The sequence below is a fragment of the Nostoc sp. genome (assembly GCF_036917655.1).
GTDB lineage: Bacteria > Cyanobacteriota > Cyanobacteriia > Cyanobacteriales > Nostocaceae > Nostoc.
The window spans coordinates 109,506-128,559 of record NZ_JBALCY010000071.1 but is presented as its reverse complement, the minus strand read 5'-3'; the positions used below and the strand labels follow the sequence as shown (position 1 = coordinate 128,559).

Genomic DNA, 19,054 nt, shown 5'->3' with positions numbered 1-19,054 from the left:
TATTGATTCCGAAACTGCACCAGTTCGCTAAAACTGGGATAAGGATTTTTCAGCAGTTTAATCACTACAGGTAATGAGTCAGTTTCTCGATAACCGCGAGAAACTAGGGTTCTCGAACCATTATAAAGTTGTTCGTTAACTTGATATCCGGGAATAGTGACTAGAGTGGCAACCATACGCTAAATCCTGACGATTTACAGATTTAGTATTCCCAGATGAGTGAAGGAATTCATAATTTAAAAGAATATCAAAAAATAAATTATCCGATATTCGCCGATATAGTGGGTTAGGCAAAACGCCGTAATAGCAATTCTCTAAGAGACTGCACAAAAAGACTTGGGGCTTAAGCCCCTTGTTCTATGCAAACGTATAACGCATCCTACAGATTGAATATTTTTTTAATTGGAAGCGTCTAAAAGGATATTTTAAAAGGTAGAGAATGTACTAAAAAAGCTCACTAGAAATTGTCGAAATCAGTACCTTGGGTTTCTACAGCTTTTTGGAGTTTGCTCTGGGCCTTGCGATCGCGTATGCTAAATTCAGTTTTATTTGCATTATCTTCTGTGGACAAAAACCGCGAACCGTTTATCAGTCTGGCACTTTACCACGCCTTTAAATGGTCAGTCGTCAGCCCCATGCTTCACGCTTACTTTCGGGGCCAGATTTATGGTGCGGAAAATGTCCCCCAATCAGGGCCGTTGTTGGTAGTGAGTAATCACGCTAGTTATTTTGACCCGCCAATTGTCTCTAACTGTGTACGTCGTCCAGTGGCGTACATGGCTAAGGAAGAGTTATTTAATATCCCCATTTTGGCGCAAGCGATTAAATTGTATGGCGCTTACCCGGTGAGTCGGGGAAATACCGATCGCAATGCCATCCGTTCCGCCCTAGAATATCTCAATAACGGTTGGGCTGTCGGTGTTTTTTTGCAAGGGACTCGCACCCCAAATGGTCGAATTACAGACCCCAAAAGAGGCGCATTACTCCTGGCGGCGAAAGCAAAAGCTCCAATATTGCCGGTGAGTGTCTGGGGTACTGAAGGGATTTTACAAAAAGGAGCGTCCCGACCTCGCGCAGTTCCCATCACTGTGAGAATTGGTAACTTGATTGATGCTCCCAGTTCCACTAATAAGCAGGAATTGGAAGCATTGACACAAAAGTGTGCAACGGTAATTAATGAGATGCATGATTTAGGAAGATGAGTTAGACAAGCAAGAGATATATGCTTTAGGGAGGTAGCGATGCCTACGGCGGTAAACTACGCGCCTTAACCTCTGTAGGTTTAAGGTCAACGCGCTCTAGTAATGAAGTCTAATTTTGTGCTTAAATGCAACTTTTAGGCAAATCTACCATCAATTTCACCCTAAATAGCATTATGAGCGGCTTTGAAGCCAAGAATTTTTGGGAGCGATTAAATAATCTGGCGTTAGTCCGCTTTTTGCTTTTAGTTGCTTCTGGCTGGGCCATTATACAACTTTTAGCCTACTTTGAAGCAGTCATTGTTATTTTTACATTTGCTGCAATTTTGGCTTTTTTACTCAGCTATCCTGTACGATGGTTGCAGCATTTTTTGCCCCACGGCGTAGCTGTTGGTGTCGTTTTCTTGTTCAGCATTGTAATTATTGGCAGTCTGATAATTACCGTAGGCTTAACGGTTTTATCTCAAGGACAAGAATTAATTGACAGTATAACTGGCTTTATAAATTCTTTAATACCTCTATTAGAGCGACTAGAAGGATTTTTGCAAAGCCGTAATTTGCAGATAGATTTAAGTTTTATTCAAGAACAATTACGAAACAAAGCTGTATCTAGTCTTGTTACTAGCTTGGCTGTTTTACAAGGATTTATGACGAATTTTCTTACCTTTATATTGATTGCATTTGTGGCTTTTTTTATGTTACTAGATGGAGACAAGCTGTGGAATTTTATCATAAAAATAGTACCAAAAAAGCGCCGCAATAGATTTACAAATATAATCAGACGCTCCTTTCTCGGATTTTTTAGAGGTCAGTTGTTATTAAGTGCATTTCTTACAAGTACGACTTTCCTCGTTTTTTTAATATTAAAAGTGCCTTTTGCTTTGATATTGTCTGTGATAGTCGGAATTCTTGATATCATTCCTGGTATAGGAGCAACATTAGGAGTAAGCACAGTTACTTTAGTTATCTTGTCTCAAGGCGTTTGGTTAGTATTGAAAGTCTTGATCGCTTGTATTGTCCTTCAGCAAATACAAGACAACTTGATTGCGCCTAGAATTATGCAAGATGCGCTGAATCTTAATCCTGTAGTGGTGTTTTTTGCTTTGCTAGTAGGTGCTAGAGTAGCAGGATTATTAGGTGTTTTTATATCTATTCCGATCGCTGGAGTAATTGTATCTTTATTTGAAATTGATGAAATGAAATCTGAAGTTTAGCTAGAAGTTAGGAGTTAGGAGTTAGGAGTTAGGAGTTAGGAGTTAGGAGTTGGAAGTAGTAATTAATGTAAAATAGGTTGTTAGCCAGAAATGTTGAGGAATGATGTCGGATTTAAGAGCAGAATTAACAGAAATTTTGGATGAGGCAGAGTGGGAGTGGCTAATTCCTCATGTACAACGAGATGCAGTAATTTTGGTAGCACCTGATTTAAACTTGCTGGATGTTGGAGTAGCGATCGCCAGCGATAACATTCCATCAGTGGAACAGTGGATTGATGAGCAATTAATTACCAAACCCACGACAGTACAAGTGGGAGAATGGAATGGTCAACGCAGTAAACGATTTAATACCCTCATCGTTCAGCCTTACGTTTTGGTGAAGGAAATAGTCTCTGCTTAAATTAGTTCCAGTGTTGTTTTCGATGACAGTTGGTGTTGGGGTAGTTTCTCAAGAAAGATAGCTTGATGTGCCAGTTATTACTTGGTTATTACCACGCACTAGCTGGCTGATTTAACTAAAGCAAAATTTTCTCCTTTAAGATTTATCCATCTAGGAGCTAGAATTGTTACGATGATTTCAGATTAGATGTTGAAACCTTGATCCAATCTGAAACCTTAGAATTATTAGAATGGCATCGCCTCTGCCAGCACCTTGCCACCTTTGCGGCAACTAAGCTGGGGGCGACAGCTGCGCGTCATCTGAAAATACCCGATTCTCAGACCCAAAGCGAACAGTTGTTAGAGCAAACCAAAGAAGTCTACCAACTGGAAACTCGCCTCACCACGGGACTCTCATTTGAGGGAATTCAAGATATTGGCGATTCCCTAGAACGGGCAGAACGTAGCGGAGTTTTGACAGGAGATGAACTGTTAGCGATCGCCACCACCCTCGCTGGTGCGAGAAATTTGCGCCGTGTCATTGACAATCAGGAAGATTTGCCCATACTGACTGAGTTGGTTGCCGATTTGCGGACTTATCCAGAACTAGAACAGGAAATTCACCGCTGTATTGATGAACGGGCCCAGGTAACTGATCGCGCGAGTCAAAAACTGGGAGAAATTCGCACAGATTTGCGGCGATTACGTACTCAGATTACTCAAAAGCTGCAAAATATCTTACAGGCAAAATCTGGAGCAGTTCAGGAACAGCTAATTACGCAACGGAGCGATCGCTTTGTGATCCCCGTGAAAGCACCTCAAAAAGATGCTATCCCCGGTATTGTCCACGATACTTCTACCAGTGGTGCCACCCTGTACGTAGAACCGAATTCAGTAGTACCCTTGGGCAACCAACTGCGGCAGATCATCAGAAGAGAGCAAGCCGAAGAAGAAGCGGTGCGCCGTGTTTTGACCGAACTTGTAGCCGCAGTCAAACCAGATTTAGAGAGATTGTTAGCGATCGCTACTACTTTGGATTTGGCAACCGCTAGATCACGATATAGTTACTGGCTAGGAGCGAATCCCCCGCGATTTATCCAGCGAGAAGACAATGAAATCATTACCTTGCGGAACTTACGACATCCACTGTTAATTTGGCAACAACAGCACGAACAAGGGCAACCAGTAGTTCCTGTAGATTTGCTGATAAACCCGCTAATTCGGGTAGTGACGATTACCGGGCCAAATACTGGCGGTAAAACTGTAACCTTAAAAACCTTGGGGTTAGCAGCATTGATGGCCAAAGTGGGTTTATTTGTCCCCGCCCGTGAACCAGTGGAAATACCTTGGTTTGATCAAGTACTAGCAGATATTGGCGATGAACAATCCTTACAGCAAAGTTTATCCACATTCTCTGGACACATCCGCCGGATTAGTCGGATTTTAGAAGCATTAGGGAGAGGGAGTAGGGAGTGGGGAATAGGGAATGGGGAAGAACAGAATTTAGAAATCCCCACTTCCCCACTCCCCCCCTCTTCTTCTATCCCCCACTCCCTACTCCCTACTCCCCACTCCCTAGTCTTACTCGATGAAGTCGGCGCCGGCACTGATCCAGTGGAAGGCAGCGCCTTAGCGATCGCCTTGTTGCAATATTTAGCCAACCATGCCCAGCTAACGATCGCCACCACTCATTTCGGGGAACTAAAAGCCCTAAAATACGAAGATGAGCGGTTTGAAAATGCCTCTGTTGAATTTGACGAAAGTACTCTCTCGCCTACTTACCGTCTGCTGTGGGGCATCCCTGGACGTTCTAACGCCTTAACTATTGCCCTACGCTTGGGATTAAAACCAGAAGTGGTAGAACAGGCAAAAACTCAAGTGGGAGAGGCCACAGATGAAGTTAACCAGGTGATTGCTGGCTTAGAAGCGCAACGCCGCCGCCAGGAAACCAAAGCTGCCGAAGCCCAAAATTTGTTGCAGCAAGCGGAACGTTTATACAAAGAAGTATCCGCAAAAGCCGCAAGTTTGGAGGAAAGGGAAAGCAGTTTGCGGGCTTCACAGGAAATAGCAGTCCAACAAGCGATCGCTCAGGCAAAAGGTGAAATTGCCCAAGTTATCCGCCGCTTGCAGAAAGGTACGCCCACAGCCCAAGAAGCCCAGCAAGCCACCAATGCTTTGAATCAAATTGGCCAGCAATATCAGCCAGCAACACCAGCAAAACCAAAAGCTGGCTTTATGCCCAAAATAGGCGATCGGCTCCGGGTTCCCAAATTGGGACAGGTAGCAGAAGTGATCGCCGCCCCTAATGAAGATGGGGAGTTAAGCGTTCGCTTTGGGCTAATGAAGATGACGGTGAAGTTAGAAGACGTAGAATCTCTAGATGGTCAAAAACCCGAACCAGTCGTCAAAGCCAAACCAGCCCCAGCAGCAGTAACCCCACCACCGCAAAGTGTTCCAGAAATTCGCACTTCTCAAAATACCATCGATTTGCGTGGTAAACGGGTGGCTGATGCCGAATACATTTTAGATAAAGCCATTTCGGAAGCTACAAGCCCACTTTGGATTATTCACGGGTACGGCACTGGTAAACTGCGACAAGGGGTTCACGCCTTTTTGCAACATCATCCCAGAGTGAACAACTACGAACCAGCAGAACAAGCAGATGGCGGTAGTGGTGTTACGGTTGCTCACATCAAATAAAGAGCAGGAATGCTATGTTACTTGAACTCAATCAACTAATTGTTAGAGCCGGTCATCAGTTGTTGATTAAAGATGTCTCCTGGTCGGCATACAAACGCATTTTAGCAGAATTGGGGGGCGATCGCAGTTCTCGGATAGGTTACAGTCAAGGGGTGCTGGAAATAATGGCTCCATTATCAGAGCATGAAGTAGCTAAAGTTATTATTGGCGACTTGGTAAAAGTTTTATTAGAAGAACTCGATCTGGAATTTTGGAGTTTGGGTTCTACGACTTTTGATAAAGAAAGTATGGATGCTGGAGTAGAACCCGATGATTGTTTCTATATCCAAAATGAAGCTAGAATTAGGGGCAAAGATAGAATCAATTTAGAAATCGACCCGCCTCCAGATTTGGCTCTGGAAATTGATATTACCTCCCGCACTCGTTTCAATAATTATCAAGCTTTGAGAGTACCGGAACTATGGCGATGGAATGGGAAAAAGTTGGAAATAAACGTTTTGGTAAATGGTAAATATAATATAGAATCAAATACCAGTTATATTTTCCCAAATCTCCCAATTTACCAAGTGATTCCCGAATATTTGATGCTGAGTAAAACCAATGGCAGAAATGCGACAATGAAAGCATTTCGGGCGTGGTTCAGACAGCAAATTAGTAGCCCTATTTAGTTGAAATCGTCTAAAATTAAAAATCGCAATAGTCTTTAGTACCTGTAATCTCTGCCCATCTCGCTGATAGTAACTTTGCATAGTCTAGGGGAAATAAGCCATACGAACCCAAAGAATATCCATCATTTACTTCAACTAACAATGTTTCTCCTTTCTTGGTGCAACCAAAATCAATCGCATAACCGTTTGGAGCAGATTTATAAGCCTCTACTGCTTTTTCAATAACTCTATAATCAAAAGTGGCTCTCCAATCTCCCTTATAGATTCTCACGTCAAGAATTTTCCGATACCTGACAAAACACCGCCACTCTGCAAGGAAATTTACAGGTTCAGAACACCAAACTTCAGTATCTTCAAACTCATCGCCACAACTAATTAAATCCTTAGTGCTTCTTACTAATCTACCTGTAAACTTTTTAGAAGCATAAGCAGGCTTGATAAAGATATTCCATTCTTCTGGATGACTGGCAATGTAATTAATTTTTGATTTCCAGATTTTTCTACCTAAGAATTCCTGTAGTTCTTGTGGATAGTTAATTTCAACTGGACAAGTGATGTTTAATTTTTTGAGAGATGAATAGAACGCATCAATATATCCAACCACAACATTCTCTGGTTTTAAATCCGTAAAGGATTCTCCTTTAGTAAAAGAAATAATTTCCCAGCCCATTTTCCTGAAGCTATCGTAGGCAAGAAAAAAATTGATACTAGCAAATTCACCTTCAGAGTCTTTTTGGATATAAACTTTCATCAGAAAAATAATTCCTTAAACAAGATAATTTAGAGCATTTATAAGCTATCTGACTTTTCCCGTTAAGTCTCAAAAGGCTTATTCAGAATGGATTATGGACAAAAGGCAACATATACAGGGCGGATAGTACCAACTAAGTTGGAAAAAATCAATAAGCCAACATCTTCAAATGCTAACTTGATCAAACTTAAAAGTTTGTTCTCAGCTTCATGGAGGCATCAATCGTCCTGATGTTGCCCAGCCTGTTGTGAATAGGACTTACGCAAAACTAAACGCGCTCAAGGGCAATTCATGAATTACCCCTACCTGAAAATCAGGGTTTTGGCTATTGTTTGCGTAAGTCCTGCTGAAATAACAGGCTACACACAAGCGAAAATAGGGTGGGATGATGGAAAGCAGCAAGAAGCACTTTTAGTAAACAGGCAAAAAATTTGTATAGTAATTATGTATACATGAAGACCAAGTAATAAACATCAAGAAATTTAAAAATTTAAAACTGCAAATAAATTAGGAGGTATTCTAAATAATTACTTAGCGATAATTAGCGGTTAGCATTCAAAACATTGTTTATTTATACTATTGTACGGAGCTAGCAGCGAAAGTCGGGTAAACCTAAATTAGAATTGATACTTTTCTACTTTGTCGAAAATAAATTTTCATCTAGAGTAGGACAAAGATACCTGCTGTTTACCACATAGAAAAAAGCTACCTGAAGCCTTTGGCTCAGAGCTATGGGAAACCAAGCTTGATGCTTGAGAGTCTGGTTTCAAAATGGGTAACAGCAACATCCTCTATCAGCTTGATCACCTATGCTAAAAGTTATGCACTCGGCCACCAACTCAGCCACTCCAAATTCCCAGTGGGAGGATTTAATCAAGCTTCCAGCCCCAAACACAGTCCAATGGGATAATATCAAAACCCAATTAGACTTGGTGCTGTTGGCACTAGAAACCTTAACTGGGATTGGTTCAGAGGCTATGCTTTCGGCGGCAACTGATCTGAATTTAGAGTCAAGAGTGCCGGATCGCGTAGCTTTATGGCGACTGCGCCAATCAAATCCCCTACGCAAAGGTCAAGGAGGGCGAAAAAAGCTAGATGTTGAAGAAGCGCGATCGCTTGTTCTGATCATCTGCTACTTAGCCAAACAGCACCAGGAATTGATTCGCCGCGCTGTCGGACTGTTGGAACAAATGGCAGAAAATAACCGGGAACCTCACCAGGCTGCTTTACTTGGAGACTATATTGATGCTTTTTGCAACACTTACCAAGAGCGGATGGAAGAGGACGAGCAAATCTCAACGGATTTACTTACCAACCTGGCACTCAAACTGCTTGTAGATTTACTTTTTTACAGTGCTACTGGTGGGCATCGCCGTCTCTGGCTAGCACTTATAGACCGTTCGACAAAATTTTAGATTTGAAATTTGAAATTCCTCAATCAAAATTCGCTTGTAATTTGTTTGCTGGACAAGGATTCCCTTTTGATAGTCCTTAGCTGTTGGGCAATACACTATCAGCACTGCTTCCTCCTTGCACACCAGTTTGGATAACAGAAGGAACCTGACAAAATTCTGAGTGGAGGAATCCGCCGTTTAAACTTTTCTTTTTTTGCAAAATCCCAAATAGTCTTCTTCGCAGTTCCTGCCATGCCTCTATCAAATTCTGTCATTCGTTGCTACACACCCCCGACTTGCACGCTAGAAGTATTCGCGCAAAGCTCACCTCTGTCCCGTTGGATGGGGAAAACTGTCCTCAAACATCTAAGCTTTGAGCTACGTTTTGATGATCCCAGACTACCAGAAGAAAACAGAGTTCCAATTCGGGGCGATCGCGAACAACTCGAAGCTTTATGTGATGCAGTCACAAGCTACGTACAGCAATTCCTCCAAGAATCTCCAGAAAGCTTTTGGGTCAGTTTCTCCGGTACTCAGAAGTCAAGCACAGCACTGGATGAGCCGGAATTAAAGTCCTCAACAAAAACATTAAATTCCTTTAGTACCCAAATTCTAGGGGCAAATATTCACTTAGAACCAAGCAGCTATTTAACTCACAACTTATTTCTCGGTTCTCTCGCCAACCATTCATCTGGCCCCGTAATTCAACTCAGTCTGCTGCAACTATTCGATTTGGCAAGTGCTTTAGATGAATACTCAAGTGATGTCATGGCACTTCCAACTCTCAACAGCACGAGTTCGACTCTGAGGTTCCCTGCTTGGGCCCCTGTTGCCGCAGTATTAGTATTGGGTGTAGGTTTTTTACCGGTTACTTGGCAATACGCTAACAACATTAGGGAAAAGCAACAGCAGACAGCCAAAACAGCAGATTCAGCAGCAGTAAAAACTGCTTTAGAACCTTCATCTTCACTAAACTTTCCCACGCCTGAACCTGGGCTAACCACTCCATCAGATAATTTGCTAGGTTCCACCCCTCCACTTCCCACATCCACTTTGCCCCAAGCACCTCTAACAGCGCCTAGTTCTAGTAGTTTCTCTACACCGCCACCTCTATCTATATTTCCAAATAATGCACTGACAATACCTCAAGGGACGACTACAACCCTTCCGACTAATCGAGCGATGCCTTCTCTACGAGACGCTACGCGAACGGCCAGCTTCTCTAACGCACCATCGAGCAAAATCCCAGGCCAGGAAATTGCCATATTACCAAATCAAAAACAGAACCTTACAGGGTCAAGTCCCCAAGCTGGTGCTCTACCTCAGCTACGGAATTTGCCACCTAGACTATCTTCTAACGCAGGCAGTTTACCAACTAATATCTCACCAATCTCCCCCCCATCTCTTGACATCATACCCAATAATAATCCGGTCAATACCCCTACCCAACCCTCCCCACTAAACTCACAACAACTAGACGAAAGAATCAATTCCCTACAGCAACCTTCTCCTGGAGAGAAACCTGTTTCACAACTTCCTTCCTCTAGAACTGCTGCTAATAATCCCTTTATCGATCAATTAGGGGACGCACGCAAAGCCCCAACATCCACAGAAGTGGCTACTGGCACATTATTTGATACACCTCAAGTAGCAGAAGCTAGAGAATACCTAACAAAGCGTTGGCAACCACCCACTGGACTAGCACAAACATTAGAGTACAGTTTGATAGTCAGTGTTGACGGCACTGTTGAACGAATTTTTCCCCTTAATAAGGCAGCAAGAGAATTCGTTGATAGCGCTGGGATGCCTGAAGTTGGTAAACCTTTTGTTTCCGCCAATAAACGCGGACAAAATGTCAGAATTCGAGTTGTTCTTAGTCCTGATGGCAAGGTACAGACTTTTCCAGATGAATAAGTAAACTAATCCATTAAATGCCACTTGTAAAACTGGTACAAACCTTGTGCCAGTTTCTATTTACTCCAATTGCTCTTCAGCTTGCCTTTTGGAGTCCAGTTACCAAACTGGTCTTACTATTGATACCAGTAAACCTACCAATGAATACAATCACTGTTAATACCAATGATTCAAAATTAAACTATAGATATAAGTCTGGAAACTCCAGATTAAATCTGATCTCTCTTAATTACGAATTGGTATAAATCATCCAGTTTAAAGGGAGGAAATATGCAAACAATTGGTACTCAAAAAGACAGTCCAGCTTGGGTTATTCAAACTTGGGCAGCTTTTGTGATTTCTATTTCTATGACCACTTTCGGCATTGTAAACTTACCTGTAAATGGCTGGGTGAAAGGCTTTATGGGTATGGGTATGGCTTTCTCTGTTGGCTCAACTTTTACTTTGGCGAAAACTACTAGAGACTTGCACGAAACTAGAAGATTAACCGCTAGGTTAGACGAGGCGAAAGTAGAAAAATTGCTTTCACAACACGATCCTCTAAATTTCAAATGAAGGCAGTCATAACAATTTTGGATTTTGGATTGCCAATTTTGGATTAATGGGACTTAAACAAAAATCCTTTCAGGAATATTAAACAATACTGCCTTTTCCCATTTGATGTGATCTAGACATCAGAAATTAACTATATGACGAAAAACAAAAGGACTGGTTATATCCAGTCCTTTATTATATTGATTTAAGTTTTTATCTTAATAGCGGGATTTTTTGGTCTTTAACCTTTGCTTTTTACGCCGACGTTCGCTAGCAGCAACTGCGTGTTCTACCGGATAACCCACTACAGGAATTACCTGATATTTGCGCTCTTCTTCTAAATTTTTCAGTTCAGTGTAATTAACCCAGTGAATGCAATCAACCGGACAAGTGTCAATTGCTTCTTGGATAATTTCTTCAGCGTCGCCATCTTGCCGAACCACGCGCGATCGCCCGTAATCTGGTTCAATGTAAAAGGTGTTACGCGCAACGTGAGCGCAGTGCTTACAACCAATACAGGTGATTTCGTCAACATAAACACCATTTTGGCGCAGCACACCGCCCAATTCCGGTTCTAAACCAGAACGTTCTGGGGCATCCCGTAAAAAACCCCCTAATTCTGGTTCCAAACCGGAACGGTTGTCTTCTTGTTCTTCCGGCGACGGCAGAAAATCAGCCATTACGCACTCCAGCGCTGTACTACCAGGCGAATCGAACCATCTTCATTTTTTTGTTGTTCAGAGACTTGAAAACCAACACGAGCGGTTTCTTTCACAACTGTTTGATAAGCATAACGCTGTGTTACCTGGCGCAAGAATCCGTCCACAGACAGGTCTTGTTGCCAATATTGCAAGTCAGCCACCAGTTCATATTCCAAGCCATTCCATCTAAAGCCGATGTCGTAGCCATTTTCCTGCTCAATACTAACTTCGGCAGGATGGGTTTGACCGCGATAGCCACGGACTTCCCGTGGGCCGGGTTTCCAGTCTACGCCCAATTCAGTCAAAGCATCTTTCAAAGAATCAAGGTTACGGATTTGAGTCTTAATTTGGCTAAAGTGTGACATGGTGGTTGTGAATTAATAACACTAAACTACTGTGAAAACTTACCAATCGCTGTAAGTGGTGTGTGTATTCGCCACATTAGATTGCTGCACCTTCGCGGCGAAATATTCTGAGGTTGGCTCATGATTAAGTACTTGCCCCAGCTGTGCCTCGATTGCTGCTGTAACTTCAGCGCAAGAAGCACCCACAATGCCAGTGACTTTCTCTTGTACCCGACCGTCTGGATAGATTATGAACTCTAATGTCTCCATGCTCTTGGCCAACCAGGATAAGTACGCTTAAATTGTACTGCCTTAGCAGAAGGCTATAAATATAGCCGTAGGAACATTTTTACTTAGATAGAAACTTGCCATTTATTTTTTAACTAATGTTCCATCTTTAAACATATATATCTCAGAATCTTTACAAAAATTATTAATTTTATAAGCAAGCGCATCAGTATTTAGTTAGTCTCTCTTAACCTCATCGATTAGTCAAGGTAACAACTGAGTTTGCTAAGTAAGCTGCAAAAGTCCTAAAAATAAGCATTGGAGGTAGTATAGGGAGCTAGGCGAGTTACAAAAATATAAAATCTATTGAAAGACTTTATTATTACCATTAGGTTCACCTTATTGTAGCAAAGATTCCCAGTTCGGTTGAATGCAGCGCAGTGTATGCTGTCAGAGCACTGGCTACCCCATACTTATTAAATAGGCTGTAGCAAATAACCTCTACGTCACCACTAATAAATAAGTGAAAACACTTTTTTAAATTTATGAACTTATAGAAGGAGCTAGTTGCCAAACCCTAGAATACTCCCTAATAACTTGCCGAGCCGGAGCAGAAATAAATGTTGTAGCTGTTTGGACAGCAATTTTTGCTGCATCTCGACAACGTTGAAACTCACCTTCTTTTCTGTGATATTGTTTTGCTAAATATGCCATTTCCTTGGTAACATAGTGCTTATTAATTAAGTGAAAATTGCAACCCAATAACATTATCAAAATAGCTAGATTAACTGCTATTTCTTTTTCTATATCTTCAAATCTGGTTAAGACTTGATATAAATAAATAGTTGCATGGGATACGTTACACAATGTTCCCCAAAGACTTTTTAATTGTTTAATTTCTGGGTTAACAATTTTCTTCAAAATTGCATTTGACAAATAAATCGTTTCTCCAGCGACCCACTTTGAGATGAGATTATCGTTTTTTCGTAGGGAAGCAAACTTTGCAATCATTAAAGCTTCATAGACTGATCGTAGTAAAGCTAAACCTGATCCGTGTAAACCGTCTAAAGTTAATATTAGGCTTGAGTAAAGAGCAATTTCATTTTTGATTACTGCTGAAAATATTGGTTTTTCTGCATCACTATGCTGCGTAAGGTAACGGTGTTCAAGCAAACCGAAAAATAATTCAGCATATTCATGCTGTGTATCAATACAGTTTTTTATAACTGATATACGTTCAGAAAACTTTTCTTGAGCAAGACTTCGGTTGCGTTGACGTTCTTTTTCTAGTTCATCGAATCGCATATCTCAACTATAAGTTACATCACTTCCTATTTAAACACTTTGGCTGTTTAATTTTGCTTCAAGCAATGAAGAATATTTCGTAATATTATCTTCCAAACAAACATAGCGATGTCGGGCACTTCTGAACCTCCACCAAAGGTACAACGCAACTCAAGCTTTTTGCACTAGCATAGGCGATCGCTTCCAAAACAGAAACTTTGCTTGAGATAACTAACCATTGCGGCTGGAATCTCATAACCATTTGGTGTGTGCGATTCTTAGACACATTATTTAGCAAACATTTCAGCCAAAGTACCTAAAACTGCTTTTTGTTCATCAGAGTCAATCTGACCTAGCTTTTTGACTAATCGATTTTTGTTAACTGTACAAATTTGATCCAGAACGATTTGCCCATCCTTGCCCTGAAACTGACAAGCAACACGAGTCGGATAAGATTGTCCTTTAGTTGTCATGGGAACAACAATGACCGTGGCAATATATCTATTCATCTCATCTGGTGAAATTACTACACAGGGTCTTGTCTTCTGAATCTCACTGCCAATCGTCGGGTCGAGGTTAACCAAAAACACATCAAATCGATTGACTACCACTCCCACTCTAAATGCTCCCACTCTGTAGTTACCGCATCATCGAGCAGTGCATCGTCGTGTTGCTTCGCCATAGTTGCAAATGCTTCATCCCACCCCTGACGCGATTGAGAGGCTGCACGGACAATTAGCTGACAATCTTGAATTTCAATTTCCACCTCTTCACCGATACCGCTTTGTTCCAAGAGAAGTTTAGGAATGCGGATACCTTGAGAGTTTCCGATTTTAACAATACGGGTTCTAATTGCTGTTCCCATGAGGATACTTGTCCTTAGTTGTAATTACATTGTAATTACTAATCAGGATTTTGTCAACAAGCGCTCAATTTTTCAATAATTTTTAATGCGATGCCTACGGCGGTAAACTACGCACTTTCAGGTACATATTTAATATGCATAGGTTTAGATAAATAGCTTTGGTGTAGTCTTGAAGTATGCCAACAATTTTAAGAATTGGTGCCTACCGCTTCTACTTTTACAGTCATGAACCTAATGAGCCACCCCACATTCATATTGATCGGGATGACTCAACAGCTAAGTTTTAGCTTGAGCAGGTCAGTTTATCAAGTAGCATTGGGTTCAGCCCCAAAGAACTGCGAAAATTAGAAGAGTTAGTACAAGAAAATCAAGCAAAACTTTTGGAGGCTTGGGATGGGTATTTTGGCAGTTCGGGCGGACGAGAGAGTTAAAGATGTACGTTTTACTGAAGAAACTATCAGTGTTGACTTGATGGACGGGCGAACAATCACAGTGCCATTAGTTTGGTATCCCAGGCTCCTCAATGCTACCCTTGAACAACGATTAAAATGGCAAACCTGCGGGGGTGGCTACGGTATTCATTGGGAAGAAATTGATGAAGACCTTAGCACAGAAGGAATGCTGCGTGGCGCACCTGCACCAAGAGCCAAGGTGGTAAGTTAAGCGATGCCTACGGCTGGCTACGCCTACGCACTCAATACTACAATAGGCGATCGCATGATACAGCGCTTCCTGCTGTTATGAAGTACAATTTCTCCCCTCCTCGCTACCTCCTGTACCCTTTCAGGACTAAGAACGTACCTCACAATAGCGGGAACTGCTGTATTCTATGTATATTATGCATAGACCGCTTTCTGTTGCTTACACTATCACCATTTCCGGGACTGAATCAAGGGATGCTGGCTCGAAATGTAACACCATTATTTGCTCTGAACGTAAACCAACAGATTCATAGGTGCGTCCGTTGCGTAGGCGTAGCCCGCCGGAGGCATCGCTAAATTCAACTTCAAATGCATTTTCTATAATGTTATTGCTTCACTCCTGGAGGCAAGCTTATTTACGACCAAAATCTGCTGGAATCTCGCCCCAAGAGACAGTATTCCATTTGAAAATAGGATTGGTATACTCATTATTTTCCAACCACTTTAATGCTCTGTCTATCAAATTAAATATTTCTTCGTTGTCCGTACTTCGGGTTAACTTTGTTCTGACTCTCTTGTTGATTACCCAAAGAATACCTACCTCGGAATCAGAATAAATAGGTATATCCCTACCTTGTTTATTGAGGTATGCAAGAGCATGAACAATAGCCAAAAACTCTCCAAGATTATTTGTTCCGTTTGGCATTCGACTTTTATGGAAAATTACTTTCCGTGTTGCTGTATCAATACCTCTATATTCAACATACCCAGGATTACCTAAACATGAAGCATCAACACAAACGCTATCCATAATTAACTCTTTTGCAGGAAAAATTTTTGTTTTTGTTTCCTGCCGCTTTATTTCTTTTTGCTCACTTGTAATGATAAAATTCTGTTCTGCAAGCTCCAATGCTACTTCTGCTTCTTCTCTAGTCTTAAAAGATTTGTACAACCCACCACTAAAACCTGTGATATGTTCATCACATTCCTCCCAGCTTGTGAATATACCTGTCTTTCGACCTTTAAAAACGGCGTAGTATTTCTTGGATGCCATAATGACTCAAAATGGGACGATGTGATACTTCCTCTCAAGACTTTTAAATTAGGATAAGTAAATTCAGTTGATTCAAATTTACTCTCAGGAAAAAGTGCTTGAAAACTGACCTAATCTTTAAACACATTTTTTATTTAAAATCTTCTATATGATATTAATATTTCAAATTAACACCATCTGCTTTTACCTTCTTCAATAACTGTTGTAAGGAAATTATTTAAACTGGGTTCATCTTTAAATGCTCCTAGATTAATATGATTGGAACTATCCCACTCTCCAAGTGTCCAATATGCAGATGCAGCCAGTCCTAATTCAAGAGTGAAGTAGCTTCGTAACCAATCAGATGGTAAATCGTCATCAATTAAAAATATAACTGCTATATATACGGCTTCTGGACTTACTCTAGGTGCTGGCATAGTAATGTAAATTAATCCAATATCTTTAGAATGCCTAGTAAAATTACATATCGGATAAACCAATGCTGTATAATTAATTATTTGGATGTCAGAACATTCATTCCAAAGTTTTAAAATCCAGTCTTGGGCGGATTTATTGATAACTTTATTGACTAATTCTTGAAAGTGATTATCTACAATAGAAGGCATTAATTTATGGGCAAAGGTATAGTGCTGCTGATTGAGCATCTCACTAAATTGCTGATTATTAATTAGCCCTTTAAAGTACTCCTGAATATCCATTAGCTATTAATCCTAGTCGCGAAAATAATACTGAATGCTATATTTAATTTATGGTAATTACCCTATCAATAAACTTGCCACGGTATTCCCACTGATATGCTTTTGTTGAAGCAAAAATCATTAACCAAGAATTTCTGGTAAAAAAACGGCTCTGGGAATGGAAGAACTCAGGATAATGAATGATCTCATGTCCCGGCAATTAAGCATAATAGCCGGAACCTTGCTGGCAAACGGGAAATGATTTTAGTCGCAGCAGCAGATCAAAAAGGCTACGCTTAGGCTGCTGAAGGTTTAAATACTGACTGCAAATTTACCTGATTATCACTTGACGATCGCCAAGCTGCTTAGAATAGTAGTGATAGAGAGGATTGTAATTATGAGCGTCGTCATTCCTAATGAAATATTAACCGCAACTCGGATGACTGAAGCCGAAATGAAGCAGGAAATTGCAGTCATGCTCTTTCAAAAAGAAAAGTTAACCCTTGCCCAAGCCAGCCGATTTGCAGGGATAAACCGTATAGCATTTCAGCATCTACTCGCAAGTCGTCAAATTTCAGTGCATTATGGGGTCGAGGATTTTGACCAAGATATAGAAAACTTGCGGGCGATGGGTAGACTGTGATCATTGTCAGTGATACTTCACCCATTAATAACCTCGCCGCCATTAACCATCTTCATTTACTACAACAGCTTTATGGAACAGTCCTAATTCCTGAAGCTGTCTACCGAGAACTCACTGATCCCAACTTTCCAGTTGCAGGTGCAATTGAAGTCCAAACTTTTATCTGGATTCAAACTCGTCCAGTTCAAAATCGTATACTAGTTGAAGCACTCAGCAATGAACTGGATATTGGTGAAGCTGAAGCGATCGCTCTAGCACTAGAAATGAAACCAGATCAAGTATCGCTTTCATCACTATCCTGAAGCGATCGCACTTTTGTCTTAACTGGGTTTATCAGACTCAAACGGATTCCACAATCTCACTTGAGTAATTCAACGGAAATAATCTGTATTTCTTGTTATCAAAGTTAGCCCATACACCAAAGCAGTGCTGGCAATAATTGCATCACCTAAAGTCATTCGTTTCTGTTGTCGCAGGATTACCGCTTGATTTAAGACATAGCCAGCCGTAGGCATCGCTTTAAGGTATATTTGAATTTTTGATGCTATTTCGCGTGAAAATTTGCTCAAGCCTAAATCACTCAGCAAGAATTTCTGGTGAAAAAACTGATTTGGTTGACGAAGAAACCAGGATAATGAAGCATAATTAACCTTTATAGCTAAAAGCTGTCAGCCATCAGCCACAAGCTGAGATGGTAAAGTTTGAAGGCTTGTGATTCAACTTTAAGTAATTGACTATGAGTACAGCAAATATTTCGCCAGCGATACGCATAGGAGTACTAGGTTTCGGCGGACTCGGACAAGCCGCCGCCAAGGTACTTGCTGCTAAACAGGAAATGATTTTAGTCGCAGCAGCAGATCAAAAAGGTTACGCTTACGCTGCTGAAGGTTTAAATACTCAAGAATGCATTGCAATCTACCAGTCCCAAGGTTCCATAGGTTATTTAGAGCCAATTGGTACTTTAACAAATCAAAGTATTCAGGATGTAATTGAAATAGCTCAACCTGTGGATGGGTATTTTCTGGCTTTACCCAACTTGCCAAATGATTTTATCCCCTCTGTAGCCAAAGAGTTTATTAAATCTGGTTGGCGTGGGGTGCTAGTGGATGCAATTAAGCGCACCACTGCTGTAGAACAACTACTGGCGATGAAAGAAGAACTGCAAGCAGCCGGGATTACGTACATGACGGGCTGTGGTGCTACACCGGGATTGTTAACAGCCGCCGCCGCATTAGCCGCCCAAAGCTACGCCGAAATTCATCAAGTCGAAATCACCTTCGGGGTGGGAATTGCTAACTGGGAAGCTTACCGTGCCACCGTTAGAGAAGACATTGGACACATGCCTGGTTATACAGTGGAAACTGCTAGGGCGATGACTGACGCAGAAGTAGAAGCACTACTAGATAAAACTAATGGCGTGCTTACCTTGAAGAATATGGAACACGCTGATGATGTGATGCTAGAGGTAGCGGGAATTTGCGATCGCGATCGCGTTACAGTTGGTGGTGTAGTCGATACCCGCAATTCCAAAAAGCCCCTCAGCACTAACGTTAAGGTAACAGGACGCACCTTTGAAGGGAAGATTTCCACCCATACATTTACTCTGGGAGATGAAACTAGTATGGCAGCCAATGTCTGCGGCCCTGCTTTTGGCTATCTCAAAGCTGGTAAACAATTGCACCAACGCGGCATGTATGGAATATTCACTGCTGCTGAAATTATGCCGCAATTTGTTAGGTAATAGTTAGGAGTTAGGAGTTAGGAGTTAGGAGTTAGGAGTTGGGAGTTGGGAGTTAGGAGTTAGGAGTTAGAAGTTAGGAGTTAGGAGTTAGGAATTATAGCGTTTCCTAATCACATGAAGTACA

23 protein-coding genes and 1 pseudogene are annotated in these 19,054 nt (G+C 41.4%); 13 read left to right on the top strand and 11 right to left on the bottom strand.

Annotated features, from left to right (window positions below; translation table 11 throughout):
- Positions 1 to 563: 563 nt before the first annotated feature.
- From V7K30_RS26275 to V7K30_RS26255, 5 genes are all read left to right on the top strand, one after another.
- The gene (locus V7K30_RS26275) at positions 564 to 1,202 is read left to right on the top strand and encodes a lysophospholipid acyltransferase family protein (RefSeq protein WP_335004346.1); all 639 of its coding nucleotides are present in this window, start codon (positions 564 to 566) and stop codon (positions 1,200 to 1,202) included.
- Between the two features lie 173 nt (positions 1,203 to 1,375).
- Positions 1,376 to 2,413: an AI-2E family transporter gene (locus V7K30_RS26270; protein WP_335004329.1), complete on the top strand. Its 1,038-nt coding sequence runs from the start codon at positions 1,376 to 1,378 to the stop codon at positions 2,411 to 2,413.
- Positions 2,414 to 2,516: 103 nt separating this feature from the next.
- Positions 2,517 to 2,813 (top strand): DUF2288 domain-containing protein, encoded by a 297-nt coding sequence (locus tag V7K30_RS26265; RefSeq protein WP_335004344.1) that lies wholly within the window; start codon positions 2,517 to 2,519, stop codon positions 2,811 to 2,813.
- A 197-nt stretch (positions 2,814 to 3,010) separates the two neighbouring features.
- A complete protein-coding gene (locus V7K30_RS26260; RefSeq protein ID WP_335004327.1) occupies positions 3,011 to 5,491 on the top strand; it encodes an endonuclease MutS2 in 2,481 nt (826 codons plus the stop codon).
- A gap of 14 nt (positions 5,492 to 5,505) precedes the next feature.
- Positions 5,506 to 6,159 (top strand): Uma2 family endonuclease, encoded by a 654-nt coding sequence (locus V7K30_RS26255; RefSeq protein WP_335004325.1) that lies wholly within the window; start codon positions 5,506 to 5,508, stop codon positions 6,157 to 6,159.
- Positions 6,160 to 6,175: 16 nt separating this feature from the next.
- Here V7K30_RS26255 and V7K30_RS26250 read toward each other — a convergent pair whose 3' ends face one another.
- On the bottom strand, positions 6,176 to 6,910 hold the full coding sequence (locus V7K30_RS26250) for an ATP-grasp domain-containing protein (protein ID WP_335004323.1): 735 nt from the start codon (positions 6,908 to 6,910) through the stop codon (positions 6,176 to 6,178).
- An 809-nt stretch (positions 6,911 to 7,719) separates the two neighbouring features.
- Here V7K30_RS26250 and V7K30_RS26245 point away from each other — a divergent pair.
- The 3 genes from V7K30_RS26245 to V7K30_RS26235 all read left to right on the top strand — a co-directional run bounded on the left by V7K30_RS26245 (position 7,720) and on the right by V7K30_RS26235 (position 10,773).
- Positions 7,720 to 8,325: a DUF3038 domain-containing protein gene (locus tag V7K30_RS26245; RefSeq protein ID WP_335004321.1), complete on the top strand. Its 606-nt coding sequence runs from the start codon at positions 7,720 to 7,722 to the stop codon at positions 8,323 to 8,325.
- A 231-nt stretch (positions 8,326 to 8,556) separates the two neighbouring features.
- Positions 8,557 to 10,218 (top strand): DUF4335 domain-containing protein, encoded by a 1,662-nt coding sequence (locus tag V7K30_RS26240; RefSeq protein ID WP_335004319.1) that lies wholly within the window; start codon positions 8,557 to 8,559, stop codon positions 10,216 to 10,218.
- Positions 10,219 to 10,488: 270 nt separating this feature from the next.
- Complete coding sequence (locus V7K30_RS26235) at positions 10,489 to 10,773, top strand: YiaA/YiaB family inner membrane protein (protein WP_335004317.1); 285 nt, start codon at positions 10,489 to 10,491, stop codon at positions 10,771 to 10,773.
- 197 nt (positions 10,774 to 10,970) lie between these two features.
- Here the strand turns inward: V7K30_RS26235 and V7K30_RS26230 are convergent, their stop codons facing one another.
- The 7 genes from V7K30_RS26230 to V7K30_RS26200 form a co-directional block, all read right to left on the bottom strand.
- On the bottom strand, positions 10,971 to 11,432 hold the full coding sequence (locus V7K30_RS26230; RefSeq protein ID WP_335004315.1) for a ferredoxin: 462 nt from the start codon (positions 11,430 to 11,432) through the stop codon (positions 10,971 to 10,973).
- Complete coding sequence (locus V7K30_RS26225) at positions 11,432 to 11,818, bottom strand: DUF1257 domain-containing protein (protein ID WP_334947527.1); 387 nt, start codon at positions 11,816 to 11,818, stop codon at positions 11,432 to 11,434. Before V7K30_RS26225 ends, V7K30_RS26230 begins: the two co-directional genes overlap by 1 nt.
- 39 nt (positions 11,819 to 11,857) lie before the next feature.
- Entirely contained in the window at positions 11,858 to 12,067 is a 210-nt protein-coding gene (locus V7K30_RS26220; RefSeq protein ID WP_012406943.1) for a DUF2997 domain-containing protein, read from the bottom strand.
- A gap of 501 nt (positions 12,068 to 12,568) precedes the next feature.
- Entirely contained in the window at positions 12,569 to 13,330 is a 762-nt protein-coding gene (locus V7K30_RS26215; RefSeq protein WP_335004314.1) for a hypothetical protein, read from the bottom strand.
- An 85-nt stretch (positions 13,331 to 13,415) separates the two neighbouring features.
- A complete protein-coding gene (locus V7K30_RS26210) occupies positions 13,416 to 13,571 on the bottom strand; it encodes a hypothetical protein (protein WP_335004312.1) in 156 nt (51 codons plus the stop codon).
- Positions 13,572 to 13,596: 25 nt separating this feature from the next.
- Complete coding sequence (locus V7K30_RS26205; protein WP_335004310.1) at positions 13,597 to 13,926, bottom strand: type II toxin-antitoxin system PemK/MazF family toxin; 330 nt, start codon at positions 13,924 to 13,926, stop codon at positions 13,597 to 13,599.
- The gene (locus V7K30_RS26200) at positions 13,914 to 14,174 is read right to left on the bottom strand and encodes an AbrB/MazE/SpoVT family DNA-binding domain-containing protein (RefSeq protein WP_335004308.1); all 261 of its coding nucleotides are present in this window, start codon (positions 14,172 to 14,174) and stop codon (positions 13,914 to 13,916) included. Before V7K30_RS26200 ends, V7K30_RS26205 begins: the two co-directional genes overlap by 13 nt.
- A gap of 176 nt (positions 14,175 to 14,350) precedes the next feature.
- Between V7K30_RS26200 and V7K30_RS26195 the strand changes: the two are divergent.
- Together V7K30_RS26195 and V7K30_RS26190 are read left to right on the top strand one after the other, a co-directional pair.
- Positions 14,351 to 14,605: pseudogene (locus V7K30_RS26195) on the top strand (DUF4160 domain-containing protein).
- Complete coding sequence (locus tag V7K30_RS26190) at positions 14,568 to 14,837, top strand: DUF2442 domain-containing protein (RefSeq protein WP_335004306.1); 270 nt, start codon at positions 14,568 to 14,570, stop codon at positions 14,835 to 14,837. The pseudogene V7K30_RS26195 and the gene V7K30_RS26190 overlap by 38 nt, the downstream one beginning before the upstream one ends.
- 390 nt (positions 14,838 to 15,227) lie before the next feature.
- Here the strand turns inward: V7K30_RS26190 and V7K30_RS26185 are convergent, their stop codons facing one another.
- Positions 15,228 to 15,869 (bottom strand): ribonuclease H family protein, encoded by a 642-nt coding sequence (locus tag V7K30_RS26185; RefSeq protein ID WP_335004305.1) that lies wholly within the window; start codon positions 15,867 to 15,869, stop codon positions 15,228 to 15,230.
- A gap of 167 nt (positions 15,870 to 16,036) precedes the next feature.
- A complete protein-coding gene (locus V7K30_RS26180; protein WP_335004303.1) occupies positions 16,037 to 16,567 on the bottom strand; it encodes a hypothetical protein in 531 nt (176 codons plus the stop codon).
- A gap of 376 nt (positions 16,568 to 16,943) precedes the next feature.
- On the opposite strand from V7K30_RS26180, the gene V7K30_RS26175 reads away from it, so the two are divergent.
- Positions 16,944 to 17,189, top strand: a complete 246-nt coding sequence (locus V7K30_RS26175; protein WP_335004301.1) for a UPF0175 family protein — start codon at positions 16,944 to 16,946, stop codon at positions 17,187 to 17,189.
- Positions 17,186 to 17,491 (top strand): hypothetical protein, encoded by a 306-nt coding sequence (locus V7K30_RS26170; RefSeq protein WP_335004299.1) that lies wholly within the window; start codon positions 17,186 to 17,188, stop codon positions 17,489 to 17,491. Before V7K30_RS26175 ends, V7K30_RS26170 begins: the two co-directional genes overlap by 4 nt.
- A gap of 69 nt (positions 17,492 to 17,560) precedes the next feature.
- On the opposite strand, the gene V7K30_RS26165 is transcribed toward V7K30_RS26170, so the two are convergent.
- On the bottom strand, positions 17,561 to 17,704 hold the full coding sequence (locus tag V7K30_RS26165) for a PIN domain-containing protein (RefSeq protein ID WP_335004297.1): 144 nt from the start codon (positions 17,702 to 17,704) through the stop codon (positions 17,561 to 17,563).
- A 221-nt stretch (positions 17,705 to 17,925) separates the two neighbouring features.
- On the opposite strand from V7K30_RS26165, the gene bioU reads away from it, so the two are divergent.
- Positions 17,926 to 18,930 carry a (S)-8-amino-7-oxononanoate synthase BioU gene (gene bioU / locus V7K30_RS26160; protein ID WP_335004295.1) on the top strand — a complete coding sequence of 335 codons (1,005 nt, stop codon included), beginning with the start codon at positions 17,926 to 17,928 and terminating at the stop codon, positions 18,928 to 18,930.
- Positions 18,931 to 19,054: the final 124 nt, after the last annotated feature.

Coding starts and splice junctions, on each gene's coding strand:
- V7K30_RS26245 (WP_335004321.1), top strand. CDS start 7,720: ATGCTAAAAGTTATGCACTCGGCCACCAACTCAGCCACTCCAAATTCC.
- V7K30_RS26225 (WP_334947527.1), bottom strand. CDS start 11,818: ATGTCACACTTTAGCCAAATTAAGACTCAAATCCGTAACCTTGATTCT.
- V7K30_RS26230 (WP_335004315.1), bottom strand. CDS start 11,432: ATGGCTGATTTTCTGCCGTCGCCGGAAGAACAAGAAGACAACCGTTCC.
- V7K30_RS26215 (WP_335004314.1), bottom strand. CDS start 13,330: ATGCGATTCGATGAACTAGAAAAAGAACGTCAACGCAACCGAAGTCTT.
- V7K30_RS26185 (WP_335004305.1), bottom strand. CDS start 15,869: ATGGCATCCAAGAAATACTACGCCGTTTTTAAAGGTCGAAAGACAGGT.
- V7K30_RS26270 (WP_335004329.1), top strand. CDS start 1,376: ATGAGCGGCTTTGAAGCCAAGAATTTTTGGGAGCGATTAAATAATCTG.
- V7K30_RS26235 (WP_335004317.1), top strand. CDS start 10,489: ATGCAAACAATTGGTACTCAAAAAGACAGTCCAGCTTGGGTTATTCAA.
- V7K30_RS26250 (WP_335004323.1), bottom strand. CDS start 6,910: ATGAAAGTTTATATCCAAAAAGACTCTGAAGGTGAATTTGCTAGTATC.
- V7K30_RS26210 (WP_335004312.1), bottom strand. CDS start 13,571: ATGGTTATGAGATTCCAGCCGCAATGGTTAGTTATCTCAAGCAAAGTT.
- V7K30_RS26180 (WP_335004303.1), bottom strand. CDS start 16,567: ATGGATATTCAGGAGTACTTTAAAGGGCTAATTAATAATCAGCAATTT.
- V7K30_RS26265 (WP_335004344.1), top strand. CDS start 2,517: ATGTCGGATTTAAGAGCAGAATTAACAGAAATTTTGGATGAGGCAGAG.
- V7K30_RS26175 (WP_335004301.1), top strand. CDS start 16,944: ATGAGCGTCGTCATTCCTAATGAAATATTAACCGCAACTCGGATGACT.
- bioU (WP_335004295.1), top strand. CDS start 17,926: ATGAGTACAGCAAATATTTCGCCAGCGATACGCATAGGAGTACTAGGT.
- V7K30_RS26165 (WP_335004297.1), bottom strand. CDS start 17,704: ATGCCTACGGCTGGCTATGTCTTAAATCAAGCGGTAATCCTGCGACAA.
- V7K30_RS26220 (WP_012406943.1), bottom strand. CDS start 12,067: ATGGAGACATTAGAGTTCATAATCTATCCAGACGGTCGGGTACAAGAG.
- V7K30_RS26190 (WP_335004306.1), top strand. CDS start 14,568: ATGGGTATTTTGGCAGTTCGGGCGGACGAGAGAGTTAAAGATGTACGT.
- V7K30_RS26255 (WP_335004325.1), top strand. CDS start 5,506: ATGTTACTTGAACTCAATCAACTAATTGTTAGAGCCGGTCATCAGTTG.
- V7K30_RS26200 (WP_335004308.1), bottom strand. CDS start 14,174: ATGGGAACAGCAATTAGAACCCGTATTGTTAAAATCGGAAACTCTCAA.
- V7K30_RS26240 (WP_335004319.1), top strand. CDS start 8,557: ATGCCTCTATCAAATTCTGTCATTCGTTGCTACACACCCCCGACTTGC.